Origin of the sequence: Stenotrophomonas sp. G4, from assembly GCF_003428825.1 — a bacterium.
In the GTDB taxonomy this organism is placed as follows: domain Bacteria; phylum Pseudomonadota; class Gammaproteobacteria; order Xanthomonadales; family Xanthomonadaceae; genus Stenotrophomonas; species Stenotrophomonas indicatrix.
In genome coordinates, this window is sequence record NZ_CP031741.1 from 61,537 (window position 1) to 88,499 (window position 26,963).

Here is a 26,963-nt window from a genome sequence, read left to right on the forward strand (position 1 = left end):
AGCGGACCCGCCTGTGGGCTCACACGTCGCCGCCGTCCGCCCAGCCTTCGCCCGTACCCGCCTGGAACACGCGGTCCTCAGCCTGCACGTCGCCCGCCGGCAGGTGCGCCTGGTCGGCCAGCGCGGCATAGATCGGGGTGAAGTCCGGCGACGTCGCCTGCATCAGCTGCTCGAAGCTGTCGATGACGAAGTAGGTCTTCTGGAAGGTGTCGATGCGGTAGCGCGTGCGCATGATCCGCTGCAGGTCGAAACCGATGCGGTTCGGTGCGGCGGACTCAAGCGAGTACAGCGATTCACCCTTCGACGAGACGATGCCGGCGCCGTAGATGCGCATGCCTTCGGGCGTGTCGATCAGGCCGAACTCCACCGTGTACCAGTACAGGCGGGTCAGGTTCTGCAGCGCCTCGGGGCCGATCGCATGTGCTTTGACGCCGCCGCGGCCGTAGGCCTCCATGTAGTTGGCGAACACCGGGTTCATCAGCAGCGGCACGTGGCCGAACAGGTCGTGGAACAGGTCCGGTTCGGCGATGTAGTCGATCTGGTCGGGGCGGCGGATCCACCATGTCACCGGGAAGCGACGGTTGGCCAGGTGGTCGAAGAAATCCAGTTCCGGCAGCAGGCCTTCCACGCCGACCAGGGTCCAGCCGGTGGCCGCGCCCAGCACTTCATTGAGCTGGTCGAAGCGCGGGATCATGTGCGCGCTCATGCCCATCTCGTCCTGCGCATCCAGGAACTCCTGGCAGGCGCGGCCGACCAGCAGTTCGCGCTGGCGCTGGTACAGCGTGCTCCAGGTGGCGTGGTCGTCGGCGGTATAGGTGTCCCACGGCTGCTCGACGAGCGCGGTGGTGTACACCGGCACGTAGCCCTTGTCGGTCTGCTGGTGTTCGACGCGGCGGGGCTGGGCGAGGTCCATGGAAGACTCCTTGACGGGATACCCACGATGCTAGGGCAGGGGGCGCGCAACAGGGTTGCAAAAGTTGCGCGGATTCATCTTGTTGGCGCAATATCCTTGCGTACTCACCATGTTGCGGGGCAACAATGGCCGGAGAAGTTCAGTTCGATCGCACGGATATACGTCTGCTGGCTGAAATCCAGCGGGATGGTCGCGCTACCAACGCGGAGCTGGCGACGCGGGTGAACCTGTCGCCGTCGGCCTGCCTGCGCCGCCTGCAGCGGCTGGAAAGCGAAGGGGTGATCGTCGGCTATGGCGCGCGCTTGGAGCCCCGCCGGCTCGGCCTGGGGCTGCAGGCGTTCGTGCGCGTACAGCTGGAAAAGCATGACCAGGCCGCGATCGGGCACTTCGTCGACAGCGTGCAGGCCTGGGATGAAGTGGTGGCCTGCCACGCCCTGACCGGCGACATGGACTATCTGCTGCATGTGTATGTGCGCGATCTGGAGCACTTCTCGCGTTTCCTGCTGGACAGGCTGCTCAACGCCGGTGGCGTGGCCGATGCCAATTCCAGCTTCGTGCTGCGCACGGTGAAGGGTTTCCAGGCGTTGCCGTTGTCGCAGCTGGAATGAACCGGCGGCCGCGGTGATGTTTGACGGCGCGCGCGGGCTGGCCGAGCATCGTGGCCCGCGGCGGCCGTGCACACGCAGGCCGCGCAGTGATTCCCTCTGGCTCCGGCATGTCTGATACCCCATCCCCGACGTCTTCCCCGTTGTTCCTTCCGCTGCGCGAGCAGAGCCTGCTGCGGCACCTGAGCGAAGGCACGCCGCCGGACACACCGCTGGAGCAGGCCGGCCTGCTGGTGGCCATGCTGTGCCGCCGGCAGAGGCCACCGGCCACCCAGCTGCAGCGGTTGCTGCACGACGCCTGTGCGCTGTTCGCCGCCGATGATGGCCCTGCTGCGCAGGCGCAGCTGGCGGCCAGCGCTGGACAGGACGCGCGGGCGCTGGAGGCGTGGCTGGGCGTGCTGGCCGCGCAGGACGTGCTGCTGGCACCGGACGAGGTGATGGAGGCGGTGCTGGCTGCATCGCCGGATGCGTATCCCGGCGCGGACTTCCAGGCGGCGTGCAGGATCACCCTGGAAGAGCACACGATCCACTTTCCGGCGACATCGCTGGCCGAAGGCGAAGACCAAGATGCCGGCGATGACGAACAGACAACGCATGCAACCCAGCACAACGGCCTGTTCACTTCCGAACAGGCACGCGTGCTGCGTGCGATCGCGGCCAATCCCGATGAATTGATCGACCTGCAGGCCTATGCCGGCACCGGCAAGGGCCATCTGGTGCTGGCGCTGCTGCAGGCTCGCCCGGGCCGTTACACCTATGTGGCGCCCACGCGAGGCCAGGTCGAGGCATTCCGCGCGCGGCTGCCCGCCGACGCCGGCACGCGCCTGCTGACCCAGATCGAGTTCGCCAATGCGATCGCCCGCCATGCCGCCGCCAACGGCCTGACTGGCGGCTTCGTACCGACCTACCGGCAGAGCACGCTGACCCTGCGCGAGGCGGCCGCCCGACTCGGCGTGCCGGCCATCGGTGCACGCCGGCCGGACCAGGTCCTGATGATCGCCCTGGACGCCATCAACCGGTGGTGCGCGTCGTCAGCGCCGAGCCTGCAGGCCTGGCATTTCCAGCGCTCGCTGGGCGCAGCGCAGCTGGAAGCCACGCCGTTCATCGCGGCCGCGGAGTTCGTCTGGCGCTGCATGTTCGATCCGGTGGTGCAGAAGGGTGGTTGCCTGCGCCTGGATGCCGGACACATCGGCAAATGGCTGGCCCTGCGTGCCGTGCCGCTGCCGGTGTCGCTGGGCATGGTGCTGGTCGATGAAGCGCACGATCTCAGCCCTGCATGGAAACAGCTGCTGGCCACCCACGCGCCCGGCGTGGTCAGCCTGGGCGATCCGCATCAACGGCTGAGCGGACGCGTACAGCGCTGGTCGTCGGCGAAAACGCTGGAGATGCACCAGTCGGTGCGGCAGGGGCGGCAGGTCGATGCGCTGGTCAACCAGTCACTGGCGTTGGACGATCTCGGTGAGCCGGCGCCTTTCGTGGGCGCCAGCGACCGCGCCACCGGCCTGCGCCGCTATGACGACTGGTCGGCGGTGCCCAGCACCGGCGCCCGCCTGTACGGCAGCCTGTGGCGGATGCTGCTGGAAGCCAACGAGTTGGTTGCGCGCGGCGCGCGCGTGCATCTGCATCCTGCGTCGCGGCAGGCGCTGTTGAAAGAGGTGGACGGTCCGATCGACGCCTGGCGCAGCGCCGCCGCTGGCGGCCCCGGACAACGCTGGGAAAGCTTCGTGCAGGTCTGTGCCAAGCGTGGACAGGCGGACATCCCCGCGCTGTTTGCCGGTGGCTTCGATGCTGCGGCGTTGCAGTGCCTGCTCGGGCAACTGGTCGATGCGGACGAGGCCAGCGTCGTGCTGTGCCTGGCCCAACACGCCAAGAACCTGCAGTTCGCCACCGTGTCCATGGCGCCGTGCTGCTTCGACAGCGGCCATGATGCGCGCGCGCTGCACAGCCCGGTGCGCGCGGCCTACGTGGCGATCACCCGTGCCCAGCAGCAGCTGTGGCTGCCGGGGGACGCGATGGAGCAGTTGCAGCTGAGCGCACAGCGGCATGACCGGGCGGTGGATGAGCGGCGCCGGCAGCGACGCCTGGCCAGTGGTTACCCACCACCGCGGCGCTGACCGCGGCGGCCGTACAAGCGCCGCGCGTCAGCACTTTTCCTTGCGGCCCATCAGCTTGCCCAGGCGCGAAGGCTCGTCGCACTTGGGCGCAGCCACCGGTGCCGGTGCCAATGCGGCGGCGCGGGCCTTCTGCAGCTGCTGGATCTTGGCGCGGATCTGCGGCATCGCCGCCATCGCGGCCTTCTCGCCTTCCAGGATGGCCGTGCCACGCTGGCTGAAATCGGCAGCGCCGATGTCCAGCACCTTCGGCCGGATCACGATGTCGGCGCGCGCCAGTTCCTGCTCGCCCAGGCGCTGGCCCATGATCGAGATCGACTGGTTGACGATGCCGAGCATGCCGGTCGGTGCCTTGCCGCTGGCCTTGCTGGAGATGTCCACGGCGATCACGAACTCGGCACCGAGCTGCCGTGCGGCATCCACCGGCACCGGGCTGACCACGCCGCCGTCGATGTAGTTGCGGCCACCGATCTTCACCGGCTCGAACACGCCGGGGATGCTGCTGGACGCGCGCACCGCCTGGCCGACGTTGCCGCGCACGAAGATCGAACGCTCGCCGGTCTCCAGCTGGGTGGCGACGGCGGCGAACGGCTTCTTCAGGCGCTCGGCCGGGCGGTTGGCCACCTGTTCATTGACGTAGTCCTGCAGCTTCTGGCCCTGCACCAGGCCACCGGAGAACAGGCGCACGTCGCGGATGCTGGCTTCATCCAGCGCCACCGCCTTGCTCTGCATCTGGAAGGCGTCCATGCCGCTGGCATACAGGGCGCCGACCACGCTGCCGGCACTGGTGCCGGACACCACCACCGGTTCGAAGCCGTTGGCCTCGAGCATCTTGATCACGCCGATGTGCGCAAAGCCCTTGGCCGCGCCGCCGCCGAGCGCGATGCCGATCTTCACCGGCTTGGCCTGCGGAACCACGGTGGGCTGCGCGGGCGGGGTGGGGCGGACCTCTTCACCACCGCAACCGGCCAGCAGGCCGAGCAGGGCGACGGACAGCAGCACGCGGGGGCGGAACAGGCTCATCGGCAGTGCGCTCGCGGCGCCGGATTCAGGAAAGGGCGCCAGCATACCGAAGGCGTGGCAGGCCGGGCAGGGTGGGCCGGCTCCCCATTCATGAAATCGCCTGCCGCTCACTGTGTAGTGCCGGCCGCTGGCCGGCAACCCCGGCAACCCACGCATCCCAGCGATTGCCGGCCAGCGGCCGGCACCGCCAGACGTCCGTCGACCGGCCCGTCAGCCCAGCAGCGAGCATTCGCCGCGGCTCTTGCCGCCCCTGCGGCCGGGTCAGCGTGGCCAGGAACACGTCTTCGCCACCGAACAGCATGCTCCTGATGCCTTGGACCCAGCGCACGTCGAACGGACCGACCCGATCGGCCTGGCCGGGAGCATGGAAGTACCACTGGGTCATCGCAGCAGGTCCGTTGCGGGGAAAAACCCCGAGTCTAGCGGCAGCGTCCGGCGGCGCGCGAGGCGGCCATGAACGATCGGCATTTGCGAGGGAGGTGCTGTATTGCAACAATTATCTGGTAGCGCCGTTTTACCACCCCTCCAAACACAGCCTACCGCCATGTCTCCGACCCGTACTTCCCGTGGCCGCTCTCCGGTCGCGCGCCCGCTCGTTGTCGCTCTTTCCGCCCTGCTGCCGCTGGTAGCAGCCGCCCAGGAAACCCCCGCCGCCAAGGATCCGGTCGCCCTCGATGCGCTGCAGGTGACTGCACAGCGTCGTGTCGAGAACGCCAAGGACGTGCCGGTTGCGATCAGCGCGATCCAGGGCGAAAAGCTCGACGTGCTCGGTTCGGCGGGCGATGACATCCGCTTCCTTGCTGCGCGCGTGCCGAGCCTCAACATCGAGTCGTCCTACGGCCGTGCCTTCCCGCGCTTCTACATCCGCGGCCTGGGCAATACCGATTTCGACCTCAATGCATCGCAGCCGGTCTCGCTGGTGTACGACGACGTGGTGCAGGAAAGCCCGCTGCTGAAGGGCTTCCCGCTGTTCGACCTGGCCGGCGTGGAAGTGCTGCGCGGCCCGCAGGGCACCCTGTTCGGGCGCAACACCCCGGCTGGCGTGGTCAAGTTCGATTCGGCGCGGCCGTCGCAGGATGCCGATGGCTACGTGCGCGTGGGCTATGGCAGCTACAACAGCTGGAACGTGCAGGGCGCCTACGGCGGCCCGCTGACCGACCGCTGGTCCGCACGCGTGTCGGCCATCTACCAGCGTCGTGACGACTGGGTCGACAACACTCGTGCCGGTGCGCCCAACAGTGGTTTTGAAGGCTATGACGAAGCCGCCGGCCGCGTGCAGTTCCTGTACGAAGGCGATGACTTCGAAGCGCTGTTCAACCTGCACAAGCGCAAGCTCAACGGCACCGCGCGCCTGTTCCGCGCCAACATCATCGAGAAGGGCGGCAACGCGCTGGTCGAGAACTTCGACCGCGACAAGGTCGCCAACGACGGCGTCAATTTCTCCGACCTGGAAACCTGGGGCGGCAGCGCGCGCCTGCAGTGGAACCTCGGTTCGGTGACCCTGCATTCGATCACCGGCTATGAGACCGCCGAATCGCTCAACCGCGGCGACATCGACGGTGGCTACGGCGCCGCGTTCCTCGGCGCAGGCAACTCCGGCCCGGGCCTGATTCCGTTCTCGTCCGAGTCGGCCGACGGCCTGCCGCACCACCGCCAGTGGACCCAGGAATTCCGCGTGGAATCCAACGAATGGGGCCGCTTCGACTGGCAGGCCGGCGTCTTCTACTTCGATGAAGACGTCACCATCAACAACTTCAACTACGACTCGCTGACCCCGGGCAACCCGCAGACCGGCCACGTCGTGCAGCAGCAGCGCAACAAGGCATGGGCGGTGTTCGCTTCGGGCGACTTCGATGTCACCGACCGCTTCAAGCTGCGTGCCGGCGTGCGCTATACGCAGGACAAGAAGGACTTCAGCGCCAGCGTGCTGCAGGCCGTGCCGTTCGGCACCCCGGTCAGCGGTCCGTACCTGGCCAACACCGATGTCAACGACGTCAGCTGGGATGTCAGCGGCGTGTACAAGCTGACCGACAACGTCAATGCCTATGCACGCGTGGCCAAGGGCTTCCGCGCACCGTCGATCCAGGGGCGCCTGGCGTTCGCACCGGGACTGTCGCAGGCCGATTCGGAGAAGGTGATTTCGTACGAAGCCGGCATCAAGGCCGACCTGTTCGAACGTCGTGCTCGCCTGGGCTTCAGCGTGTTCCGCTATGACGTGGACGGCCAGCAGCTGATCGCCGTCGGTGGCACCAACAACACCGCCACCCTGCTCAACGCCGACAAGACCATCGGCCAGGGCGTGGAGCTGGACCTGGAGGCCTACCTGGCCGACAACGTGCTGCTGACCTTCGGCAGCAGCTACAACGACACCGAGATCAAGGACAAGAACCTGGCGGTGGCGGTCTGTGGCGGCGGCTGCACCATCACCGACCCGACCACGGTCATCAATGGCGGCACCTATGCGCTGGTCAACGGCAATCCGCTGCCGCAGGCACCGAAGTGGATCCACAACGCGACCCTGCGCGTGGGCTTCCCGCTCAGCGATGGCAGCGAGCTGTATGCCTACACCGACTGGGCCTACCGCAGTGCGGTCAACTTCTTCATCTACGAGTCGCCGGAGTTCCGTGGCCGCAGCTCGCTGGAAGGTGGCCTGCGCCTGGGCTACAACTGGGATTACGGCCAGTACGACGTAGCCGTGTTCGGCCGCAACCTGACCAACCAGACCCGCGTGGTCGGCGCGATCGACTTCAACAACCTGACGGGCTTCCTCAACGAGCCGCGTACCTGGGGCGTGGAGTTCACCGCGAAGTTCTGATGCGGTTGCCGCAGTGATGCAATGACGAAGGGCCGGCGCAATGCCGGCCCTTCTGTTTTTCGCGTCCGCCGGGCACGGCCCGGCGCTATCCATGCGTCGCGCCCGGTAGCGCCGGGCCATGCCCGGCGAGCGCAACGGCGGTGGATTACAGGGCGCTCTGCGGGCGCACCTTCAGCACGGCGCTTTCGGTGGCGCAGTCGCGGCTGGAATGCAGGCCGGCCTTGCGCGCGGCAGCGATCTCCCTGCGCGCGGCAAGCAGGTCGCTGTTGAACGCCGCGTTGTCGTGCAGCCGGGCCACGGCAGCAGCACCCATGAAGCGGCCTTCGAGGATGTCGCTCTGCCAGTGCACGTTGCACACCAGGCGGCTCTCGCCGTAGTTGCGACCGCGGGCCTGGATGGCATCGGCGCGGTCCGGTGCGATCTCAGACAGGATCAATGCCCATGCCCAGCCGATCGAAGTGTGGCCGGACGGGTAGGAGCCGTTCTTGCGCAGGCCTTCCTCATCCTTCGGCGAGCAGGTCGGTTCACCGTTGACCATGAACGGGCGCGGGCGCTGGTACCTGTTCTTGGCAGCCTTGGTGGCAGCACTGGCGTCGATGCGGCTGCGCTCCAGCAGGCGGTACAGGGCCGGGGTCTTCACTGCATCCACGTCGATGTCGGCGGCGCAGGAGAAATGGTTGGCCCCTTCCGGAAAGCCGAGTTCGGCATCGGCGCTGGCCTGGGCGAAGCGCGGGCTGCCGCGCAGCGCACGTGCTTCACGGCTGACCTGCTCGTCCAGCGCAAAGGCCGCCGAGCCGGCGGCCGGTGGTGCCGGAACCAGGTCGATGCTGGCCGGCACTGCGGTCTTGTCCAGGTAGCCCACGGCCTTGGTGGTGACGTTGGCTTCGACGGCGGTCGGTTTGCTGGCGGTGGTGGCGGCGCAGCCGGCCAGCGACAACGCGATGGCCAGGCCCAGCAGCGGCCGGGCAGGGGGGAGGATCGACGACATGGGCAGACTCGGGCAGGGAACTCGCCGGCCATGATCGCAGCCTCGATTGCCGGCCGCAGCTTCCATCGGACATACGGCCAGACCCGGCATGGTCGCGCTGCACCGGATGAAAAACGGTCATCAATTGTCGGCAATCTGCTGAATCCGGGCGCAGCGCACGGACTTTCACGCGCTGCCGCCATGAGCATCAGCTCACAGCCGGGCCGGGGGGATCCGCTGAAAGGGAGAGACGCGATGCGCAGCACCGCAACAGGAAGTACCGTCCTGGCCCTGCTCTTGGGGCTGGCGACCACCCCGGCGCAGGCCGCCGATGTCTACGGCGTCGCCTTCGTGCACGGCACCGGCGCGCAGACCAACGCCACGCAGGACTACTGGCAGCCGGCGATCATCGACACCGTCCGCCAGGGCCTGCCGAACAGCAGCAACTACGTGGTCATCAACTGCGACTTCACCCAGTACATGTGGAAGCCGGAAGCGGCCGGCTGCCTGGCCAACCAGCTCACCGGCTTCATCGACAGCCGGGGCATAACCCAGCTGGTGGTGATCACCCATTCCAACGGCGGCAACGTGATGCGCTGGATCCTGTCCAACCCCACCTACGACAGCCGCTACCCGAAGATCATCAACCGGCTGCGCAAGGTCACTGCGCTGGCGCCCTCCTCGGCAGGTACGCCGCTGGCCGACGCCGTGCTCAACGGCAACACCTTCGAGACCTCGCTGGGCTGGCTGCTGGGCTACAAGAACGATGCCGTGCGCATGCAGCAGGTGGGGCACATGGCCACCTACAACGCGCAGAACCTGTACGGCACCACCGGCCGCCCGGCCCTGCCCAGGCCGTTCCGCGCAGTGGTCGGCAGCGATGTCGAATCGGCGGTGTGGGACAGCAACAGCTACTGCGGCGGTTACTCCGCCAATGTCGGCCTGGAGTTCACCCAGAACTGGCTGTCGTCGTGCTCGGACGGTTTCCTGGAGTGCAGCAGCCAGAAGGCGGCCGGCACCCTGTGGTTCACCGACAAGGCGCGCACCCAGGGCGCCGAGCCGCTCAGCCATAACCAGAGCCGCCGCGAGTGCTTCGGCCTCGGCAGCCTCCTGCGCAACGACCTGACCCAGTGAGGGAGATGACCATGACCATCCATTCCACCCTGCTGGCTGCCGCCGTGTTGGCGGTCCTTTCCACTGCATCGGCGCAGGCCGCGCAGCCGCTGCGCGTTGCCGCTGGCGACCAGATTCCCGCTGCACTGGTTGCCGCGCCGCTGCCCGCCGACGACAGCGAGCACGCGCCGCTGGCCTTCGCCTGGGCGCTGGACCCGGCACAGCCACTGCAGGCTCCCGGTCCCCAGGCCGCCATCAGCCGCAGCTACTGGCAGCAGGTCGACGCTGCCGAACTGCAGCGCGGCCTGGAACTGCCCCTGAGCGCACCGGATGCGGTGATCCAGCTCAGCCCGGCGCCGGGCGCCCGCGCGCTGCCGGCCACCTCGCTGCAGGTACGTGATCCGGCGGGGCGCAGCAGCGTCGCGCGCAGTGTCGATGCACGCCAGTTGCAGGATGCGGGCATGCCGGTCGGCGATGGCAGCAGCATGCTGCGCACCGGTACCGCCAGCGCGGCCGGTGTTTACCGCCTGCAGAGCGCGCAGGCGCAGGGCCGCTATGTGGTGCAGGTGCTGGAGCCCAACAGCCCGCTGCGGTTGGAAGTGCAGGCCAGCCAGACGCAGGTGCTGGCCGGAGGCAACGTGCAGCTGCAGGCGCGTCTGCTGGAAGACGGTGCCAGCGCGGCGACGTTGCGCACACGGCGTGACAGCCTCGGCGGCGAAGCGCTGCTGGTTGCACCCGATGGCCGCAGCTGGCCGCAACGGCTGCTGCGCACCACCGATGGCAGCCTGCGTGCCCAGGTAAGGATTCCCGCCGAGGCCAGCAACACGCAGGGCCTGTGGGAACTGCAGGTGTTTGCCCAGGCCGACGGCGTGCTGCGCGATGGCAAGGTCGCCTTCGCCGTGGCGCGGCCGACCGCGCGCTTCATCGGCCAGGCCATGCCCGATCCCTCCAGCCGCCAGGTCAGTCTGCCGTTGCAGGTGGCCGCCGCCGGACGCTACGAGGCGCGCGGCACCCTGTATGCCACCGCAGCCAACGGCCAGTTGCAGCCGGTGGCGCAGGCGCATGCCGCAGCGTGGTTCGAAGGCCCGGGTCGCGGCGCGCTGGTGCTGCCCTTCGACCAGGCCGCGTTGCCTGCCGGCTTCGGCGCGCCCTATGAACTGCGCGACCTGCAGCTGCAGGACCAGAGCCGGATGGCACCGATCGAGTCGCGCGCGCTGGCGTTGCGGTTCTGAATCAAGGCGTGGCGGGCCGGACCTCCGGCCCGCCACAGACGCGGTGTCACCCCGCGTACGCGGTCAGCCGTCCTTCCTGTTCCACCACCGTGATCGCGCCGCCGAACACGGCCGACAGCGGTTCGTCGCGCAGCAGCTCGGCGCGCGCTCCATCGGCCACCACGCGGCCGTCGCGCAGCAGCACCACGCGCTCGATCTCGGGAATCACTTCCTCGATGTGGTGGGTGACCAGCACCAGGGTGATGCCCTGCTGCGCAAGCACGCGCATGGTGGCGATCAACTGCTGGCGGGCGACCAGGTCCAGCCCGGTGGAGGGTTCATCCAGCAGCAGCGCCTGCGGCCGGTTGACCAGCGCGCGGGCGATCAGCACGCGGCGGGTCTCGCCGGCCGACAGTTCGGCGTAGGCACGCTCACGCAGGCCCGACGCACCGGTCATCGCCAGGGTCTCGCCCACCCGCATGCGCATATCGGCGGTGACCTCGCGGAAGGCCGGCACCATGTAGCTGGCGAAGAACCCCGACAGTACCGCCTGCTCCACCGTCAGACCCGGCATGTCGGCCAGGTTGCTGCTGAGGTCCCCGGTGACGATGCCCAGCTGCGACCGCAGCCGGTCGACCTGCCAGCGGTTCTGGCCCAGCACCTTCACCGCCACCGCGCCGTCGGCCTGCGCCAGCGGGTACACCTCGCGGGTGATCAGCTTGATGAAGGTGGACTTGCCACAGCCATTGGGGCCAAGCAGGGCGGTGTGCTGGCCCTGCGCGATGCGCAGGCTCAGCCCGTGCAGGACCTTCACCTGGCCGCGCATCACGCTGGCGCGGTCCAGTTCGATCAAGGGTGGCAGGTCCCCGGCGGACGGGGCTGCGGCGCGGGTGCGCGGATCAAGGCTCGACAACACGGGTCCCCAACTGTGAACGAAGCCACGGAATGGCGCTGCCAATCCAGCGGTGCAAGGTGCAGTTTGCAACGCAAGCGCCCATGATGTCTCCCATACCTGTGTTGCTCTGGAGCGCCGCCATGCCTGATGCCCTGATGTCCCTGCTGACCGGTGGCGTGCTGGGCCTGGGCTGGTGGCAGCTGGCCCTGGTGCTGCTGGTCTTCACCCAGCTCACGATCTTCTCGGTCACCCTCTACCTGCACCGCAGCCAGGCGCACCGGGGCGTGGACTTCCATCCGGTGGTCGCGCACTTCTTCCGCTTCTGGACCTGGCTGACCACCTCGATGATCACCAAGGAGTGGGTGGCGATCCATCGCAAGCACCACGCCAAGGTGGAAACCGAGGACGACCCGCACAGCCCGGTTACCCGCGGGATCGGCCAGGTGTTCTGGCGCGGCGTGGAGCTTTACCGCGAAGCACGCGGCATGCGTGAGGACATCGAACAGTACGGTCGCGGCACTCCGGACGACGCGATCGAGCGCCGCCTGTACACCCCGTACGCCACGTTCGGCCCGGTGCTGCTGTTTGCGGTCAACAGCGTGCTGTTCGGCCTGCCGGGCGTCGCCCTGTGGGCGATCCAGATGGCGTGGATCCCGTTCTGGGCCGCCGGCGTGGTCAATGGCCTGGGCCACTGGTGGGGCTATCGCAACTACGAGTCGGCCGACACCTCCACCAACCTGACGCCGTGGGCGTTCTGGATTGGTGGCGAGGAACTGCACAACAACCACCATGCGTTCCCCAGCTCGGCGCGCTTTGCGATGCGGCGCTGGGAATTCGACATCGGCTGGAGTGCGATCCGCCTGCTGCAGGCATTGCGCCTGGCCAAGGTCCTGCGTGTCGCGCCGGCCATGGACGTGCGCCCCAACATCGCCGTGCCCGACGCCGATACCCTGAAGGCACTGCTGTCGCACCGCTTCCAGGCGATGACCGACTACCAGCGCAACGTGTTCATGCCGGCATTGCGCGAGGAAGCCCGATACGCGGGTGCCAAGCTGCGCCGGTTGCTGCCGCGCCGGCTGCGCCGTGGCCTGGTCAACGACGGCCGCTGGTTGAAGCCGGACAGCCGCGCCCAGCTCAGCGAATGGGTCGCCCAGCGCCCGCGCATCCGCACCCTGGTGGAATATCGCGCGCGCCTGGCAACGCTGCTGGAAGCACGCGGCCATGATGCCGCCGAGCGCCTGCGTCAACTGCAGGCCTGGTGCCGCGAGGCCGAGGAAAGCGGCATCGCCGCGCTGCAGGCCTATGCCGCGCGACTGAAGGGCTACACCCTGGTGGGCGGATGAGGGCTGTGCTGACGGCATTGCTGCTGGCCGCCGTGTGCGCACCTGCCGTGCAGGCCCAGGTCAGCGACACCGCCAGCTACCTGCAGCGCATGGACAGCGATGGCGACGGCAAGGTCAGTGAAGCCGAGTACCTGCAGTGGATGCTGTATGCCTTTGATCGCATGGATCGCAACGGCGATGGCGTGCTGACCGCCGACGAGCTGCCCGGCGGCAAGGGCAGGGCCATCACCCGCCAGCAGCAGCGGCAGGTGATCGTGCAGCGCTTCCACAAGCAGGACGCCAACGGTGACGGCTTCCTGGATGCACGGGAACTGGCTGCACCGCCGCGCTGAGCGGGCATAGAATCGTCCCATGCCCGAACTGCCCGAAGTAGAAACCACCCGCCGTGGCCTGGCGCCACACCTGCAGGGTCGACACGTGCACGGGGTGATCCTGCGCCGTGCCGACCTGCGTTGGCCGATTCCACCGGAAGTGGCCGAGCTGCTGCCCGGCCAGCGCATCGAAGAGGTGCGCCGCCGCGCCAAGTACCTGCTGCTGGATACCGCCATCGGCAGCGCCGTGCTGCACCTGGGCATGTCCGGCAGCCTGCGCGTGCTGCCCGGGGACACCCCGTTGCGCGCGCATGACCATGTGGACATCAGCCTGGACAACGGCCGCCTGCTGCGCTTCAACGACCCGCGCCGCTTCGGCAGCCTGCTCTGGCAGCCGGCCGGCGAGATCCACCCGCTGCTGAAGGGCCTGGGCCCGGAGCCGCTGGACGACGCCTTCGACGGCGACTACCTGTTTGCCCGCAGCCGCGGCCGCAGCGCGCCGGTGAAGACCTTCCTGATGGACCAGGCGGTGGTGGTCGGGGTGGGCAACATCTACGCCGCCGAGAGCCTGTACAAGGCGGGGATCAGCCCGCTGCGCGAGGCCGGCAAGGTCACCCGCGAGCGCTATCGGCGGCTGGCCACGGCAGTGAAGGAAACGCTGGACTACGCCATCACCCGCGGTGGCACCACCCTGCGCGATTTCATCAGCCCCGACGGCGCGCCGGGCTACTTCGAGCAGGAGCTGCTGGTCTATGGCCGCGATGGCTTGCCGTGCCCCGGCTGCGGCCGCCCGCTCAAGCACGCCATGATCGGCCAGCGGGCGAGCGTGTGGTGCAGCCGCTGCCAGCGCTGAACGTCTTCATGCGCTGCACACGCGCAGCGCTATAGTCCAGCCGACATCCGCTGCGGGGGAGCGTTGGCGATGGACGAAGGCCCGGATATCACCGTATGGCTGGATGCTGCGCGCGGTGGCGACCGCGCCGCGCTCGACCGTGTGCTGACCACCCTGTACCAGGAACTGCACAGCATGGCCCGGCGGCAGCTGGCCGGGCAGCAGGGACGCACCCTGGATGCGACCTCGCTGGTCCACGAGTCCTACCTGAAACTGCTGGGCAGCCGCGGTGCGGCGCGCTTCGAGGACCGTGCGCACTTCTTCGCCTATGCGGCGTCGGCGATGCGCAGCGTGGTCGTCGATTACGCGCGCAACCGGCTGGCGCGCAAACGCGGGGGCGACCTCAAGCGGGTGGCCGAGATTCCCGAGAACAGCAGCAGCGGCGTACGCCTGGACGAGGATCTGCTGGCCCTCGATGTTGCATTGGAACGCCTGCAGGCCGTCGATGCGCACCTGGCCAAGGTGGTGGAGCTGCGCTACTTCGCCGGCTTGTCCGAACTGGAGATCGCCGAACTGAGCCAGCGCTCGGAGCGCAGCATCCGCCGCGACTGGCAGAAAGCGCGGCTGTTCCTGCTGGCCGCGATGCGCAGCGACTGAGTCGCCGCCACCCACATCATGGACGCCGCCCGCTGGCAGCAATTGTCGTCCTGGCTGGACCAGCTGCTGGAGCTGGCACCCGCCGCCCGCCAGCTGCGCCTGCAGCGCTTGAGTGCGCAGGACCCGACGCTGGGCCGCGAACTGGAACGCCTGCTGCAGCAGGAAGCCGACAGCCACGAGTTCATGGCCCAGCCCTTGTGGACCGCCACACCGCCAGGCCGCGCCGGCAGCGAGGTCGGGCCGTATCGGCTGCTGCATCCGCTCGGCGAAGGCGGCATGGGCGAGGTCTGGCTGGCCGAGCGCTGCGATGGCCTGTACCAGCGCCAGGTCGCGCTGAAGCTGCTGCGCAGTGGCGTCGCCGATCCGGGCCTGCGCCAGCGCTTCGGCCGCGAGCGGCAGATCCTGGCCCGCCTGCAGCACCCGCACCTGGCACAGCTGCTGGACGCCGGGGTGGACCAGCACGGGCAGCCCTACCTGGCGCTGGACTACGTGGAAGGCGAGCCGATCAGCGACTACTGCCGGCGCCTGCAACCGCCGCTGGAAACACGGCTGCAGCTGATGCTGCAGGTCTGCGCGGTGGTCAGCCACGCGCATGCGAACCTGGTGGTGCACCGCGACCTCAAGCCTTCCAACATCCTGGTACGCGCTGATGGCACGGTGAAACTGCTCGACTTCGGCATCGCCAAGCTGCTCGACCACGACGACCCGAACGCGGCCCATCCGGCTACCGAAATCCGCGCGTTCACCCTGCACTACGCCGCGCCGGAGCAGGTGCGTGGCGAGGCGGTGACGACCCTGACCGATGTCTATTCGCTGGGCGTGGTGCTGTTCGAGGTGGTCACCGGGCACAAGCCCTATCGCCTGCGCCGGCACAGCGATGCGGAATGGGAGCGCTCGATCCTGGATGTGCAGGCGCCGCGTGCCTCGGCGCTGCTGCAACGGCTGGCCGCCGAGCCGGGAGCACCGAGACGGGCGCTGCTGCGGCAGGCCAAGCGACTGCGTGGCGATCTGGACGTGCTGCTGGAAAAGGGCCTGCAGAAAGATCCGCAGCAGCGCTACAGCTCGGCCGAAGCACTGGCCGGCGACCTGCGCCGCTACCTGCAGGGGCAGCCGATCCAGGCGCGTCCGCCGGGCGTGGGTTACCGGGTGCGCAAGTACGTAGGCCGCCATCGCTGGGGCGTGGCGCTGGCCGGGCTGGCCGCGCTGGCCCTGCTGGGGACCACGTCCTTCGCCCTGTGGCAGTTGCGCCAGGCGCGGGCGGAAATGGCGCGTGCGCAGGCCATGCAGGATTTCACCGTCGGCCTGTTCGACAAGGCGGCCAGCCAGCGCCACGGTCATTTCGACGTGCCGCAGCTGCTGGCCACCGGCCAGCAACGGGGCGAAGCCGAACTGGCTGACCAACCGCTGGCGCTGGCCGAGCTGCAAGGGGTGATCGGCCGCCTGCGCATCGGCCTGGGCGACTACCAGCTGGCGCTGCAGACCCTGGACCAGCAGCGCCAGCTGCTGCAGGAGGTGGGCGAGGTGCCGCCGGCGCTGCAGATCGAGGCGGTGACCCAGCGCGGGCGTGCACTGCGCATGCTCGGTCGCGGACGCGAGTGCCTGGCGCACCTGCAGCCACTGCAACCGCTGGCGGCCAGCCAGGCGACGGCATTGCCGGCGGCGGTGGCCGAGTTCCACAGCCAGCTTGGGCGTTGCCAGGCACAGCTGGGTGACGTCGATGCGGCGCGACGTTCGTTCCAGCAGGCGCTGGCGCTGCGCCACCAGGGAATGGCCGAGCGCTTCGGGCGTGCTGAATCACTGGCCGATCTGGCCGCCCTGGACGCCAATGCCGGACGCCTGCCGGCCGCGCTGGCCGGGTACCGGCAGGCGCTGGCCCTGCTCGGCCAACGCGCCGACGCCAGCAGCCCGCAGGTGATCAGCCTGCATCGCCAGCTGGGCGATGTGCTGGCCCGGCAGGGCGACACGCAGGCGGCAGCGGCCGAGCTGGAGCTGGCCTGGCAGGCGGCCCAGGAGGCATGGGGACCGCGCCACCCGGAGGCACTGGTGGTACGCCGCGCACGCGCGCTGCTGGCCCTGCAGCGCGGCCAGCACGCGCTGGCCGGCCAGGAACTGCGGCAGGTGCAGGCACAGCTGCTCGGCGCCCTGGGCCCGGACCATCGCGAGATCGGCTACGGCGAGTTCGCGCTGGGGAAGTGGGCCAGCGCCAGCGGCGACCCCTCGGCAGCAGCAGCGCACTATGCCCGCGCGGTGGCGATCTGGCGGCAACCGGATCACGTCGCCCTGCTGCCGCAGGCGCTGCTGGCACAGGGGCAGGTCCTGCAGCAGGCCGGCCAGATCGCGCAGGCCCGCACCGTGCTGGCCGAGGCACGACAGCTGCTGCTGGCCCAGCGCGGTCCGCAGGCACCGGCCCTGCACGAGCTTGATGCCCGCCTTGCGGCATTGGCGCAGGCTGAACAGGGTATCGAGTCCACCGCTGCCCGTTAACGTTTGTCTGCCTATGATGGCCGACCTTTCCTTTGCTCCCGCGCCTGCATGCAACGACGCGACTTCATCCGCAATGCCTCCCTGGCCCTGGCCGCCTTCGGCCTGCCGTCACTGCCGGCCTGCGCGGCCAGCAAGAGTGGCCAGCTTGGGCTGCGCCGGCTTGGCCAGCCGCAGCCGTTCGATTTCGCCACCCTGAAGGGCCAGGCGCGCGCGCTGGCACAGGCGCCCTACCAGAGCCACAAGCGGGTGCTGCCGGGCAAGCTGGAGGCGCTGGACTGGGATCAGTACCAGTCGATCGGCTATCGCCAGGACCACGCCCTGTGGGCCGACCAGCCGGGTAAGTTCCAGGCCAAGTTCTTCCACTTGGGTCTGTACTTCCATTCGCCCGTGCGCATGTACGACGTGGTCGACGGCAAGGCGCAGGAACTGGCCTATGACGGCGCCGCGTTCAACTACGGCAAGAGCGGGTTGAAGAATGGTGAGCTGCCGGCCGACCTCGGCTTTGCCGGGTTCCGGCTGAACACGCGCAAGGATACCGACCGCGATTTCGCCGCGTTCCTGGGTGCCAGCTACTTCCGCGCAGTGGGCAAGGAAGGCCAGTACGGCCAGTCCGCGCGTGGCCTGGCCATCGACACCGGCATGGGCAAGCCGGAGGAATTCCCCGACTTCATCGCCTATTACCTGGAACAGCCTGCGGCCGACTCGGACACCATCATCGTCTATGCGCTGCTGGATTCGCCCAGCGTGGCCGGTGCCTACCGCTTCGCCGTCACCAACGGCGACGTGCTGCTGATGGACATCGACAGCGCGTTGTACCCGCGCAAGACCATCGAGCGGCTGGGCATCGCTCCCTGCACCAGCATGTACCAGGTGGGCGAGAACGACCGCCGCATGGGCTGGGACTGGCGCCCGGAAATCCACGATACCGACGGCCTGTCGCTGTGGACCGGCGCTGGTGAATGGATCTGGCGGCCGCTGGTGAACCCGCGCAACCTGCGCTTCAACATGTTCGTCGACCGCAATCCGCGTGGCTTCGGCCTGCTGCAGCGTGACCGCAACTTCGACCATTACCAGGACGACGGCGTGTTCTACGAGAAGCGTCCGTGCCTGTGGGTGGAGCCGAAGGGCGAATGGGGCGAGGGCTCGGTGCAGCTGGTGGAGATTCCCACCGTCGATGAAACCTTCGACAACATCGTGGCCTTCTGGAACCCGAAGGAAAAGCCGCAGCCGGGACAGGAACTGCTGGTCGGCTACCGGCTGTACTGGGGTGCACAACCGCCGGCGCATACGCCGCTGGCCCATTGCGTTGCCAGCCGCACCGGCCTGGGCGGGGTGATCGGCAAGAAGCGCGAGTACTTCTCGTGGCGCTTTGCGGTCGACTTCGAAGGCGGCGAACTGGCCAGCCTGATCGACAAGGCCGACGTCGAAGCCGTTGTCGAAACCAGCCGTGGCCGGGTGGAGATCGTCTCGGCGCGGCCGCTGCGCGAGATCAAGGGTTACCGCGCGATGTTCGACCTGGTGCCGCCGGAGGGCAGCAGCGAGCAGATCGACATCCGCCTGTACCTGCGCAGTGGCGGCAAGACCCTCACCGAAACCTGGCTGTACCAGTACACCCCGCCGCCGGCTGGTGCGCCGGAGCGCACCCTGTACTGAGTGATGCAGGGTGCCGGCTTGCTGCCGGCACCTTGGGTTATGGCTTGCCCTCGGTTGCCGCTGGAGGTGGCGTCTGGGTCGGCAGGCCGACTTCCACGGTGCCGCGACGTATTTTCATCCAGTTCTCGTCCTGCCAGCGCTGATAGCGGTCTGGATCCCAGTACGTGGGATCGTAGAGGCGGTCGGCTTTGATGGTTCGGCTTACGCCTCTATCCATGTAGACGATGTCGACGTTGTTGGACAGTGAGCCGGTCCGGCTCCCGGTCATCGCACGCTTGCCCCGCTGCAGCTCCGCGGCCAGGCGTGGGCGAGCCGCTGCATCGCCGTACTCATCGCGCAGCCGCAGCGCCTGCGCTCGTGCGATATCGTGCTGTTCCAACGGCAGTGCTGCCCAGTACTTGTCGCGCAGCTCAAGCATCAACGGGTATCCGCGCTCGGCCGCGACATCCATCCACGCAAAGGCCATGACCGGGTCCGCAGCACGTTTGACACCGTACCAGTACATCTCGCCCAGCAGCCCCTGCGCAGGCTTGTCGGCGTAGCGGGCAGCCTTGCGGAAGTTGTCCATCGCCGCTTCGGCGTCGCCGCGTTGCAGCGCATCCATGCCCCACTGCCGGAACTTCATGTCTGGATGCCCGTCCAGGAATCCGGCGCCAAGCAGTGCCGCATCATCCAGCGGAGCGGCGGGCCCCTGGCCGGAGGCGACGGCAAGTACAGGCAGGAACAACAGGGGAATCAACAGCAGGGCGGAACGCATGGCGGACTTCCAGTTCGGCAGCAGACGTTGCCGCAGCCTAGGCAGGTAGCCGTCCACTTGTAAACGACTGGATGCCATGCCCTACAACGGCAGCGGTGCCTGCGCCGGATCGATCCGCCCCTCGCCACGGGTGATCTTCTTGAACTCGGCGCGGCTGACCGACACGTAGCGCTCGTTGCCGCCGATCTCCACCTGCGGGCCGTCCTGCACGGCATGGCCATGTTCGTCCACGCGCACGGTCATGGTCGCCTTCTTGCCGCTGTGGCAGATCGTCTTGATCTCCTGCATCTCGTCGGCCCAGGCCAGCAGGTACTGGCTGCCCTCGAACAGCTCGCCGCGGAAATCGGTGCGCAGGCCGTAGCACAGCACCGGGATGCGCAGCTGGTCGACCACTTCGCTGAGCTGCCAGACCTGGCTGCGGCTGAGGAACTGCGCCTCGTCCACCAGCACGCAGCCCAGCGGTCCGTTGGCCTGCAGATCCTGGCTGACCCACTGCTGCAGGTCGGTGTCGCGTTCGAAGGCCATGCCGTCGGCGCGCAGGCCGATCCGCGAGGCGACCACGCCCGCGCCGGCACGGTCGTCCAGGCGCGGGGTCAGGATCGCCACGCGCATGCCGCGCTCGTGGTAGTTGTGCGCGCTCTGCAGCAGGGTGGTGGTCTTGCCGGCGTTCATCGCCGAATAGTAGAAATAGAGCTTGGCCATCGGCCGATTGTACGACGCCACCCGGCGCCGGCCGAAGCCGTTCAGCAAGCTCACCGGCCGGCGGCTGTGGCCGCCACCAACGCCCGCTACAATCGCACCCCAATGCACGGTCTCAATCCCCCCCAAGCTGCCGCCGTCCTCCACATCGAAGGACCGCTGCTGGTGCTCGCCGGCGCCGGCAGCGGCAAGACGCGCGTGATCGTGGAAAAGATCGCCCACCTGATCAGCTGTGGCCGCTACCCGGCCAAGCGCATCGCCGCGATCACCTTCACCAACAAGTCGGCCAAGGAAATGCGCGAGCGCGTGGCCAAACGCCTGCGCGAGCAGGATGCCGATGAAGTGACCATCTGCACCTTCCATGCGCTGGGCCTGAAGTTCCTGCAGATCGAGCATGCCGCCGTCGGGCTCAAGCGCGGTTTCTCGATCTTCGATGCCGATGACGCGGCCGCGCAGATCAAGGACCTGATGTACGGCGCCAAGCCGGACGACATCGAGGACATGAAGAACCTGGTGTCGCGCGCCAAGAACGCCGGCCTGTCGCCGGAGCAGGCGATGGCCGCTGCGCGCAGCAACCGCGAGAAGGAAGCGGCCGGCATCTACGAGCGCTACCAGTTGCGCCTGAGCGCGTTCAACGCCGTGGACTTCGACGACCTGATCCGGTTGCCGGTGCAGATCCTGGAAGAGAACCCGGAGATCGCGCTGGCCTGGCGCGAGCGCATCGGCTACCTGCTGGTCGACGAATGCCAGGACACCAACGATGCGCAGTACCGCCTGCTCAAGCAGCTGGCCGGTGACAAGGGCAACTTCACCTGCGTGGGCGATGACGACCAGTCGATCTACGCCTGGCGCGGTGCCAACCCGGAAAACCTGCAGCAGATGGGGCGCGATTACCCGGCGCTGGAAATCATCAAGCTGGAGCAGAACTACCGGTGTTCCAACCGCGTGCTGCGCGCGGCCAACGCGCTGATCGCCAACAACCCGCACGAACACCTGAAGAAGCTGTGGAGCGACCAGGCCGACGGCGAGCGCATCCGTGTGTGGGAGTGCCGCAACAGCGAACACGAGGCCGAGAAGGTCGCCGCCGAGATCGCGTTCGTAGCGCAGACGCGCAACGTACCGTGGAGCGATTTCTGCATCCTGTTCCGCGGCAACTTCCAGTCGCGTCCGCTGGAAAAGGCGATGCAGCTGCTGCGCATCCCCTATCACCTGACCGGCGGCACCATGTTCCTGGAGCGCCAGGAAGTGAAGGACACGCTGGCCTGGCTGCGGCTGCTGGTGAACCCGGACGACGACACCGCGTTCCTGCGTGCGGTGCAGTCGCCCAAGCGCGAGGTCGGCGCCGGCACCCTGGCCAAGCTGGCCGAACTGGCATCGGAAAAGGGCATGCCGATGGCGCAGGCTGCCGAAGCGATCGGCGCGCTGCAGCAGCTGCCACCGCGCGCGGCCAACAGCCTGGCGCGCTTCACCGACATCCTGCGTGACCTGCGCGCGCAGACGCGGCAGATCAGCTCCGGCGACATGATCCGCAAGGTCGCCAAGGAATCGGGCCTGCTCAGCGAGCTGCGGCAGCAGGCCAAGGAAGAAGCCAGCTACCAGCGTCGCGCCAACAACATCGAAGAACTGGCGCAGTGGTTCGAGGGTGGCCCGCGTGGTGCCACCGCCGCCGACCTGGCCGGCCAGTTGGCGCTGTTGTCGCGCAGCGACAAGGACGAGGGTGGCAACCAGGTGCGGATGATGACCATGCACGCCTCCAAGGGCCTGGAATTCCCCTACGTGTTCATCGTCGGCTGCGAGGACGGCGTGTTGCCGCACCAGGTCAGCCTGGACGAGGGCAACCTGCAGGAAGAGCGGCGCCTGCTGTACGTGGGCATCACCCGCGCCAAGATCCAGCTGTGGATGAGTTACAGCAAGCTCACGCGCAAGTTCGGCGAGCATGTGCGGCTGAAGCCGAGCCGGTTCTTCGATGAGATCCCGGCCGAGGAGATCCAGCGCGACGGTGCTGATCCGGTGGCCGATGCGGCGCGGAAGAAGGAGCGGGCGACGGCGGGGTTGGCCGCGATCGAGGCGCTGTTCGATTGAGGATCGAAAAGCCACTAAAGCGGTATTCCAATCCGTCCGATTGACGCTTCTGGCCTTGAGCCTGCATCGGGTTAAGGCCTAGTGTGAGCGCACCCGAAGTGCGCGCCGTGTCCTTCATCGTGTCCAACGACATCCCTGCTGTTCTCACTCATACCTTCCTCGGGCTGGGCCTGGTCCTGCTTGTTTCAGCGCTTCTGGCCTACGTTGGTGCCAGGCGCTTCCTCGATGGGGCGGTCATTGCCGATGGCAGGATCACCCATGTGGGTGCCATCCGTGTTGATCGCCGTGGTTCGCGCACTTCAGTGGTGAAGTTCGTGTACTCGGTGGACTTCACTACCAGCAGCGGGCAAGTGATGCGGTTCATCGCAGGCCGTACCCGCCATCGTGCCTACATGACGGGCGATCATGTAGATGTGCTGTACCTGCCGGACCGCCCGGACAAGGCCCTGGTGCGTTCGCTCTCATCACCCTGGGGCCTGAGCGTCATACTGGGATTGAACAGCGGCCCATTCCTGCTGGCGGCGGGACTTCTGCGCCTGCCGCAGGCGGCGAGGGCATGGCGGCGCAGGCAGCTCCTTCGCCACGGGACACGGGTGCAAGCCAAGGTCCGGGCGATCAAGCGCGATCGCGGAGTATTTTCGGGGGGAAGGCATCCGTTCGTCATCGTCTGCGCCTGGCGCGATCCTGAAACCACTCGATGGCATGTCTTCCACAGTGCGTATCTCTGGGCCGATCCCCGTGCACAGGTGAGTGGGCGTGAACTGGATGTCCATGTCATGCCGGGCAATCCGCGCTACTACCATGTCGATATCTCCTTCATTCGATCAGCGCCGGCACCTGCACGCTGATCGATCAACCCGGCCAGCACCATGCCCACCCTCCTCAGATGTTTTTTGCTGTTTTTCTTTGCCGTGGGCCTGCTGATCCTTCTGGCCGCCGCCTGGCTGTTCGTGGACGTCCAGCGTTTCGCGCGCAAGGCCGTTTCCGTAACCGGAACGGTGGTGGCCGTCCAGGCAGAGGATGCCCGGTCGGAAATGGAGGGGATGCCCGCACGTGACATCACCCTGCATCGCCCGGTGGTGAGGTTCCAGACCGCACAGGGGCAGATGATTCAGTTCACCGCGTCCTTTGCTACCGGGGCACCACTGTACGTGGTCGGCGAACAGGTACAGGTGCTATATCCCGGCGGCATGCCTTCCAATGCTCGTATCCAGCACCCGGGTTTGCGCTGGGGCGCACCGCTGCTGTTGGCGCTGATGGGCATGGGGTTCTGCCTGATCGCCGCATGCGTCCATCGCCTGTGCGTGCGCTACTGGCCGATCCTGTTCGGCCAGCGTGACGGGGCATGTGGCTAGGCTGGGCATCGTAGTGGCCCACTTGGCCTGAGCGTGCTGCACGGCGGGCGCTGGCGTTGCAAAATCGAGGTATTCCTTCCGGAGCCCACCCATGCATCCCATCGAAAGCGAACGCCTGCGGCTGCGCCGCCTGGAACCAGACCGGGATGCTGCGCCGATGCTGGCATTGCTCAATGATCCAGGCTTCGTGCGCTTCATCGGCGACCGCAACGTGCACAGCGAGGAACAGGCGCGGGAGTACATCGCGCTGCGCGTGCTGCACAGTTATGCGTTGAATGGCTTCGGCATGTATGCCATCGAGCGGCTGTCCGATGGTGCCTGGATGGGCAATGCCGGATTGGTGCGGCGGGATGGCCTGCCGGGGCCGGATATCGGCTATGCGGTGCTTTCGCAATTCGCCGGGCAGGGCTATGCCGGTGAGGCGGCGCGGGCGGTGTTCGCGCATGCACGCGGAGCGCTGGGCCTGCACGATCTGTATGGCATCACCGACCTGGACAACGTGGCGTCCGGGAAGATCCTGCTGGGCTTGGGCATGCAGGAGCGCGGGGTGATCCAGTTGCCGGGCGTGGACAGCCCGAGCCGGTTGTATGCCACGCCGGGTGCGGCGCAGGTCTGACCCCTGATGTTGGCAGGTGCCGACCGTTGGTCGGCACGATTCAGATGCAGTGCCGACCAACGGTCGGCACCCACCCCCTCAGCTGCGCAGTTCGGCCAGTTGTGCCTGCAGCTCGGCCACGGCCGCTTCCAGCTGGGCCACGCGCTCGGCCAGGCCCGGATCGGCCGCATCGCCGCTGCCACCGCCACTGCTGGCGTACTTTGCTGCCAATGCCGCGCCGTCCACTTCACCGCACAGCAGGTGCATGTAGCGGTCTTCGCGCTGGCCGCTGGCGCGCGGCAGCACCACCAGCAGGGCACGCTGCTGCAGGCGCTCGATGGCGTGGCGGGCTTCGTCGGCATCGGCGAAGCGGTGCAGGCGCTCGGCGCGGGTGACCAGTTCGCCCAGGGTCTGCGGCCCGCGCAGCAGCAGCAGGGCCAGCAGCACGGTCTGCTGCCGTGTCAGGTCCAGTGCGCTCTGCAGGCGGTGCTCGTAACGGTCGGCGCGCGAGGAGAAGTGCTGGCGCGCCAGGCCCAGGGTCTCCAGCTGGCGCAGCGCATGCTCCACGCTGCCGGCGCTCACGTTCATCACCGGCTCGCGGGCGGTCTTCTGGTTGGCTGCCGATTGCGCGGCGTTGACGGTCAGCGGGTAGGTGTCCGGGGTGGTGGCTTCCTTCTCCACCAGGCAGCCCAGCAGGCGTGCCTGTACGGCATCCAGCAGCGGAACGTCGGGGGTCTGGGCAGGGTCGGTCATGGCGGCTTCCGGAAGACAACGTGTCAACCGCCAAGCATAGCCGTCCCGGCGGCGCCTTTGCCGGTAAAATGGGCCGGTATATCTGATTGCCGGTGAATCCATGCGTCGTCCCGTTTCCTTGTCCCTGACCCTGCTCGCCACTGCGGTGCTGGGCCTGTCCGCCTGCAAGCGCGTGGAAGCGCCTGCCGAAGCCGCCACACCGCAAGCCCCGGCCGCCGCCGCCAAGGCCGACGGTGCCCTCGACGCGACCGCCAACGACAACCTCAACGCCGTGCTGTGGATGCAGCGCGCGCAGGAATACAGGGCGATCACCGAGCAGACCTACCGTGCCGCCGCCGACCATCTGGACGTTGCGCTGAAGGAAGCCCACTGGGACGCGCTGGTACCGGAAGAGCGCGGCAACGAGGCCAAGGGCCTGAAGCCGGCCGTGGTGCTGGACGTGGACGAGACCGTGCTGGACAACTCGCCCTACCAGGCCCGCCTGGTGCGTGATGGCAAGGAATACGACGAACTCAGCTGGGACCAGTGGGTGGCCGAAAAGAAGGCCAAGGCCATTCCCGGCGTGGTCGATTTCGCCAAGGCTGCCAATGCCAAGGGCGTGACCCTGCTGTACATCTCCAACCGCGCCGTGCACCTGAAGGACGCGACCCTGGCCAACCTGCGCGAGCAGGGCCTGCCGGTGGCCGATGACAGCGTGTTCCTCGGTCTGGGCACCGTGGTTGAAGGGTGCGAGCAGGCCGGCAGCGAGAAGAACTGCCGCCGCCGCCTGGCCGGGCAGAAGTACCGCGTGCTGATGCAGTTCGGCGACCAGCTGGGTGACTTCGTGGAAGTGACCGCCAACACCAACGATGGCCGCGACGCGCTGCTGCAGCAGTATCACGACTGGTTCGGCGAGCGCTGGTGGATGCTGCCGAACCCGACCTACGGCGGCTTCGAGCCGGCGCAGTTCAACAACGATTACGCGCAGTCGCGGCAGGCCCGTCATGACGCCAAGCGTGCCGCGCTGGACTACGCGCCGTGAGCCGCGCCCCGCTGCCGCTGCGTGACGACGAGCGCCTGATCTTCGCGCTGGACGTGCCTGACCGTGTGCAGGCGCTGGCATGGGTCGACCGCCTTGGCGACAGCGTGGCGTTCTACAAGATCGGCATGGAACTGCTCGCGTCCGGCGAGTACTTCCAGGTGCTGGACGAACTGGCACGCCGCGACAAGCGCGTGTTCGTCGACCTGAAGTTCTTCGACATCCCGGCCACCGCTGCGGCGGTGATCAAGCGCCTGGCGCAGTGGCCGGTCAGCTACGCCACCATCCACGGCTGGCACCCGGCGATGATGGAGGCCTGCGCGGCCGCCAACAGCGGCGACATGCGCCTGCTGGCGGTGACCGTGCTGACCTCGATGGGCCGCCCGGACCTGGCGCAGATGGGCATCGACCGCGAGCCGGTGGAGGTCGTGGTCGAACGCGCGCTGGCCGCACAGGCCGCTGGCATCGACGGCGTGATCGCCTCTGGCCAGGAGGCCGGCCCGATCCGCGCCGCGACCGGCGCCGGTTTCTCGATCGTCTGCCCGGGCATCCGCCCCGGTGGCCCGGTCGGCGATGACCAGAAGCGCACGGTGGGTGTGGCGCAGGCGTTTGCCGATGGTGCCGATGCCATCGTGGTCGGTCGTCCGATCCGCCATGCGTCCGATCCGCAGGCTGCAGCACGGGCGATCCAGCAGGAAATCGCGACGGCTCTGGCCGCGCGCTGAGCCCCGCCCCGACGGCGGTCACGCCGGCACCACGAACGCCATCCCG

General features: G+C 68.0%; 25 protein-coding genes. 17 read left to right on the forward strand and 8 right to left on the reverse strand.

Annotated features, from left to right (window positions below; all coding sequences use genetic code 11):
• Positions 1-19: 19 nt before the first annotated feature.
• The gene (gene phhA, locus D0Y85_RS00245; protein WP_059063088.1) at positions 20-913 is read right to left on the reverse strand and encodes a phenylalanine 4-monooxygenase; all 894 of its coding nucleotides are present in this window, start codon (positions 911-913) and stop codon (positions 20-22) included.
• A gap of 125 nt (positions 914-1,038) precedes the next feature.
• Between phhA and D0Y85_RS00250 the strand changes: the two genes are divergently transcribed.
• Together D0Y85_RS00250 and D0Y85_RS00255 are read left to right on the forward strand one after the other, a co-directional pair.
• A complete protein-coding gene (locus D0Y85_RS00250; protein WP_025875473.1) occupies positions 1,039-1,521 on the forward strand; it encodes an Lrp/AsnC family transcriptional regulator in 483 nt (160 codons plus the stop codon).
• A 107-nt stretch (positions 1,522-1,628) separates the two neighbouring features.
• On the forward strand, positions 1,629-3,632 hold the full coding sequence (locus tag D0Y85_RS00255) for a hypothetical protein (RefSeq protein ID WP_117311811.1): 2,004 nt from the start codon (positions 1,629-1,631) through the stop codon (positions 3,630-3,632).
• 27 nt (positions 3,633-3,659) lie between these two features.
• Here the strand turns inward: D0Y85_RS00255 and D0Y85_RS00260 are convergent, their stop codons facing one another.
• Together D0Y85_RS00260 and D0Y85_RS00265 are read right to left on the reverse strand one after the other, a co-directional pair.
• Positions 3,660-4,652 (reverse strand): patatin-like phospholipase family protein, encoded by a 993-nt coding sequence (locus D0Y85_RS00260; RefSeq protein WP_025875469.1) that lies wholly within the window; start codon positions 4,650-4,652, stop codon positions 3,660-3,662.
• A gap of 88 nt (positions 4,653-4,740) precedes the next feature.
• Positions 4,741-5,037, reverse strand: a complete 297-nt coding sequence (locus D0Y85_RS00265) for a hypothetical protein (RefSeq protein ID WP_117309141.1) — start codon at positions 5,035-5,037, stop codon at positions 4,741-4,743.
• A gap of 159 nt (positions 5,038-5,196) precedes the next feature.
• On the opposite strand from D0Y85_RS00265, the gene D0Y85_RS00270 reads away from it, so the two are divergent.
• Positions 5,197-7,467, forward strand: a complete 2,271-nt coding sequence (locus D0Y85_RS00270; RefSeq protein ID WP_032978438.1) for a TonB-dependent receptor — start codon at positions 5,197-5,199, stop codon at positions 7,465-7,467.
• Positions 7,468-7,612: 145 nt separating this feature from the next.
• Here D0Y85_RS00270 and D0Y85_RS00275 read toward each other — a convergent pair whose 3' ends face one another.
• Positions 7,613-8,455 carry a phosphatase PAP2 family protein gene (locus D0Y85_RS00275; RefSeq protein WP_117309142.1) on the reverse strand — a complete coding sequence of 281 codons (843 nt, stop codon included), beginning with the start codon at positions 8,453-8,455 and terminating at the stop codon, positions 7,613-7,615.
• A gap of 234 nt (positions 8,456-8,689) precedes the next feature.
• On the opposite strand from D0Y85_RS00275, the gene D0Y85_RS00280 reads away from it, so the two are divergent.
• Positions 8,690-9,568 carry a hypothetical protein gene (locus D0Y85_RS00280; protein ID WP_117309143.1) on the forward strand — a complete coding sequence of 293 codons (879 nt, stop codon included), beginning with the start codon at positions 8,690-8,692 and terminating at the stop codon, positions 9,566-9,568.
• Between the two features lie 11 nt (positions 9,569-9,579).
• Positions 9,580-10,779, forward strand: coding sequence for a DUF4785 domain-containing protein (locus tag D0Y85_RS00285; RefSeq protein WP_117311812.1), 1,200 nt, complete (start codon positions 9,580-9,582; stop codon positions 10,777-10,779).
• A gap of 46 nt (positions 10,780-10,825) precedes the next feature.
• Here the strand turns inward: D0Y85_RS00285 and D0Y85_RS00290 are convergent, their stop codons facing one another.
• Entirely contained in the window at positions 10,826-11,584 is a 759-nt protein-coding gene (locus D0Y85_RS00290; RefSeq protein ID WP_240329396.1) for an ATP-binding cassette domain-containing protein, read from the reverse strand.
• A 209-nt stretch (positions 11,585-11,793) separates the two neighbouring features.
• Between D0Y85_RS00290 and D0Y85_RS00295 the strand changes: the two genes are divergently transcribed.
• The 6 genes from D0Y85_RS00295 to D0Y85_RS00320 all read left to right on the forward strand — a co-directional run bounded on the left by D0Y85_RS00295 (position 11,794) and on the right by D0Y85_RS00320 (position 18,933).
• Positions 11,794-12,996, forward strand: coding sequence for a fatty acid desaturase (locus D0Y85_RS00295; RefSeq protein ID WP_117309145.1), 1,203 nt, complete (start codon positions 11,794-11,796; stop codon positions 12,994-12,996).
• Complete coding sequence (locus D0Y85_RS00300; protein WP_117309146.1) at positions 12,993-13,328, forward strand: EF-hand domain-containing protein; 336 nt, start codon at positions 12,993-12,995, stop codon at positions 13,326-13,328. The genes D0Y85_RS00295 and D0Y85_RS00300 overlap by 4 nt, the downstream gene beginning before the upstream one ends.
• 19 nt (positions 13,329-13,347) lie before the next feature.
• Positions 13,348-14,160: a bifunctional DNA-formamidopyrimidine glycosylase/DNA-(apurinic or apyrimidinic site) lyase gene (gene mutM / locus D0Y85_RS00305; RefSeq protein WP_117309147.1), complete on the forward strand. Its 813-nt coding sequence runs from the start codon at positions 13,348-13,350 to the stop codon at positions 14,158-14,160.
• 69 nt (positions 14,161-14,229) lie between these two features.
• Positions 14,230-14,796, forward strand: coding sequence for an ECF-type sigma factor (locus D0Y85_RS00310; protein ID WP_025875449.1), 567 nt, complete (start codon positions 14,230-14,232; stop codon positions 14,794-14,796).
• A gap of 18 nt (positions 14,797-14,814) precedes the next feature.
• Positions 14,815-17,280 carry a serine/threonine-protein kinase gene (locus tag D0Y85_RS00315; RefSeq protein ID WP_117309148.1) on the forward strand — a complete coding sequence of 822 codons (2,466 nt, stop codon included), beginning with the start codon at positions 14,815-14,817 and terminating at the stop codon, positions 17,278-17,280.
• Between the two features lie 48 nt (positions 17,281-17,328).
• A complete protein-coding gene (locus D0Y85_RS00320; RefSeq protein ID WP_032978429.1) occupies positions 17,329-18,933 on the forward strand; it encodes a glucan biosynthesis protein D in 1,605 nt (534 codons plus the stop codon).
• A 37-nt stretch (positions 18,934-18,970) separates the two neighbouring features.
• On the opposite strand, the gene D0Y85_RS00325 is transcribed toward D0Y85_RS00320, so the two are convergent.
• A complete protein-coding gene (locus tag D0Y85_RS00325; protein WP_117309149.1) occupies positions 18,971-19,690 on the reverse strand; it encodes a sel1 repeat family protein in 720 nt (239 codons plus the stop codon).
• Positions 19,691-19,771: 81 nt separating this feature from the next.
• Complete coding sequence (locus D0Y85_RS00330; protein ID WP_117311813.1) at positions 19,772-20,392, reverse strand: thymidine kinase; 621 nt, start codon at positions 20,390-20,392, stop codon at positions 19,772-19,774.
• A gap of 102 nt (positions 20,393-20,494) precedes the next feature.
• Between D0Y85_RS00330 and D0Y85_RS00335 the strand changes: the two genes are divergently transcribed.
• From D0Y85_RS00335 to D0Y85_RS00350, 4 genes are all read left to right on the forward strand, one after another.
• Entirely contained in the window at positions 20,495-22,471 is a 1,977-nt protein-coding gene (locus D0Y85_RS00335; protein WP_117311814.1) for a UvrD-helicase domain-containing protein, read from the forward strand.
• A 107-nt stretch (positions 22,472-22,578) separates the two neighbouring features.
• Positions 22,579-23,319 (forward strand): DUF3592 domain-containing protein, encoded by a 741-nt coding sequence (locus D0Y85_RS00340; RefSeq protein ID WP_162887582.1) that lies wholly within the window; start codon positions 22,579-22,581, stop codon positions 23,317-23,319.
• Positions 23,320-23,340: 21 nt separating this feature from the next.
• Positions 23,341-23,826 (forward strand): DUF3592 domain-containing protein, encoded by a 486-nt coding sequence (locus D0Y85_RS00345; protein WP_117309151.1) that lies wholly within the window; start codon positions 23,341-23,343, stop codon positions 23,824-23,826.
• Positions 23,827-23,917: 91 nt separating this feature from the next.
• Positions 23,918-24,442: a GNAT family N-acetyltransferase gene (locus D0Y85_RS00350; protein ID WP_117309152.1), complete on the forward strand. Its 525-nt coding sequence runs from the start codon at positions 23,918-23,920 to the stop codon at positions 24,440-24,442.
• Positions 24,443-24,520: 78 nt separating this feature from the next.
• Here D0Y85_RS00350 and D0Y85_RS00355 read toward each other — a convergent pair whose 3' ends face one another.
• A complete protein-coding gene (locus D0Y85_RS00355) occupies positions 24,521-25,174 on the reverse strand; it encodes a DUF480 domain-containing protein (protein ID WP_117309153.1) in 654 nt (217 codons plus the stop codon).
• A gap of 100 nt (positions 25,175-25,274) precedes the next feature.
• On the opposite strand from D0Y85_RS00355, the gene D0Y85_RS00360 reads away from it, so the two are divergent.
• Both D0Y85_RS00360 and pyrF read left to right on the forward strand, forming a co-directional pair.
• A complete protein-coding gene (locus D0Y85_RS00360; RefSeq protein ID WP_025875432.1) occupies positions 25,275-26,195 on the forward strand; it encodes a 5'-nucleotidase, lipoprotein e(P4) family in 921 nt (306 codons plus the stop codon).
• Positions 26,192-26,917, forward strand: coding sequence for an orotidine-5'-phosphate decarboxylase (gene pyrF / locus D0Y85_RS00365; protein ID WP_025875430.1), 726 nt, complete (start codon positions 26,192-26,194; stop codon positions 26,915-26,917). The genes D0Y85_RS00360 and pyrF overlap by 4 nt, the downstream gene beginning before the upstream one ends.
• Positions 26,918-26,963 lie beyond the last annotated feature (46 nt).

Excerpts from the sequence above, each read along its gene's own strand:
- phhA (WP_059063088.1), bottom strand. The coding sequence starts at position 913 with ATGGACCTCGCCCAGCCCCGCCGCGTCGAACACCAGCAGACCGACAAG.
- D0Y85_RS00250 (WP_025875473.1), top strand. The coding sequence starts at position 1,039 with ATGGCCGGAGAAGTTCAGTTCGATCGCACGGATATACGTCTGCTGGCT.
- D0Y85_RS00255 (WP_117311811.1), top strand. The coding sequence starts at position 1,629 with ATGTCTGATACCCCATCCCCGACGTCTTCCCCGTTGTTCCTTCCGCTG.
- D0Y85_RS00260 (WP_025875469.1), bottom strand. The coding sequence starts at position 4,652 with ATGAGCCTGTTCCGCCCCCGCGTGCTGCTGTCCGTCGCCCTGCTCGGC.
- D0Y85_RS00265 (WP_117309141.1), bottom strand. The coding sequence starts at position 5,037 with ATGACCCAGTGGTACTTCCATGCTCCCGGCCAGGCCGATCGGGTCGGT.
- D0Y85_RS00270 (WP_032978438.1), top strand. The coding sequence starts at position 5,197 with ATGTCTCCGACCCGTACTTCCCGTGGCCGCTCTCCGGTCGCGCGCCCG.
- D0Y85_RS00275 (WP_117309142.1), bottom strand. The coding sequence starts at position 8,455 with ATGTCGTCGATCCTCCCCCCTGCCCGGCCGCTGCTGGGCCTGGCCATC.
- D0Y85_RS00280 (WP_117309143.1), top strand. The coding sequence starts at position 8,690 with ATGCGCAGCACCGCAACAGGAAGTACCGTCCTGGCCCTGCTCTTGGGG.
- D0Y85_RS00285 (WP_117311812.1), top strand. The coding sequence starts at position 9,580 with ATGACCATCCATTCCACCCTGCTGGCTGCCGCCGTGTTGGCGGTCCTT.
- D0Y85_RS00290 (WP_240329396.1), bottom strand. The coding sequence starts at position 11,584 with ATGCGCGGCCAGGTGAAGGTCCTGCACGGGCTGAGCCTGCGCATCGCG.
- D0Y85_RS00295 (WP_117309145.1), top strand. The coding sequence starts at position 11,794 with ATGCCTGATGCCCTGATGTCCCTGCTGACCGGTGGCGTGCTGGGCCTG.
- D0Y85_RS00300 (WP_117309146.1), top strand. The coding sequence starts at position 12,993 with ATGAGGGCTGTGCTGACGGCATTGCTGCTGGCCGCCGTGTGCGCACCT.
- mutM (WP_117309147.1), top strand. The coding sequence starts at position 13,348 with ATGCCCGAACTGCCCGAAGTAGAAACCACCCGCCGTGGCCTGGCGCCA.
- D0Y85_RS00310 (WP_025875449.1), top strand. The coding sequence starts at position 14,230 with ATGGACGAAGGCCCGGATATCACCGTATGGCTGGATGCTGCGCGCGGT.
- D0Y85_RS00315 (WP_117309148.1), top strand. The coding sequence starts at position 14,815 with ATGGACGCCGCCCGCTGGCAGCAATTGTCGTCCTGGCTGGACCAGCTG.
- D0Y85_RS00320 (WP_032978429.1), top strand. The coding sequence starts at position 17,329 with ATGCAACGACGCGACTTCATCCGCAATGCCTCCCTGGCCCTGGCCGCC.
- D0Y85_RS00325 (WP_117309149.1), bottom strand. The coding sequence starts at position 19,690 with ATGCGTTCCGCCCTGCTGTTGATTCCCCTGTTGTTCCTGCCTGTACTT.
- D0Y85_RS00330 (WP_117311813.1), bottom strand. The coding sequence starts at position 20,392 with ATGGCCAAGCTCTATTTCTACTATTCGGCGATGAACGCCGGCAAGACC.
- D0Y85_RS00335 (WP_117311814.1), top strand. The coding sequence starts at position 20,495 with ATGCACGGTCTCAATCCCCCCCAAGCTGCCGCCGTCCTCCACATCGAA.
- D0Y85_RS00345 (WP_117309151.1), top strand. The coding sequence starts at position 23,341 with ATGCCCACCCTCCTCAGATGTTTTTTGCTGTTTTTCTTTGCCGTGGGC.
- D0Y85_RS00350 (WP_117309152.1), top strand. The coding sequence starts at position 23,918 with ATGCATCCCATCGAAAGCGAACGCCTGCGGCTGCGCCGCCTGGAACCA.
- D0Y85_RS00355 (WP_117309153.1), bottom strand. The coding sequence starts at position 25,174 with ATGACCGACCCTGCCCAGACCCCCGACGTTCCGCTGCTGGATGCCGTA.
- D0Y85_RS00360 (WP_025875432.1), top strand. The coding sequence starts at position 25,275 with ATGCGTCGTCCCGTTTCCTTGTCCCTGACCCTGCTCGCCACTGCGGTG.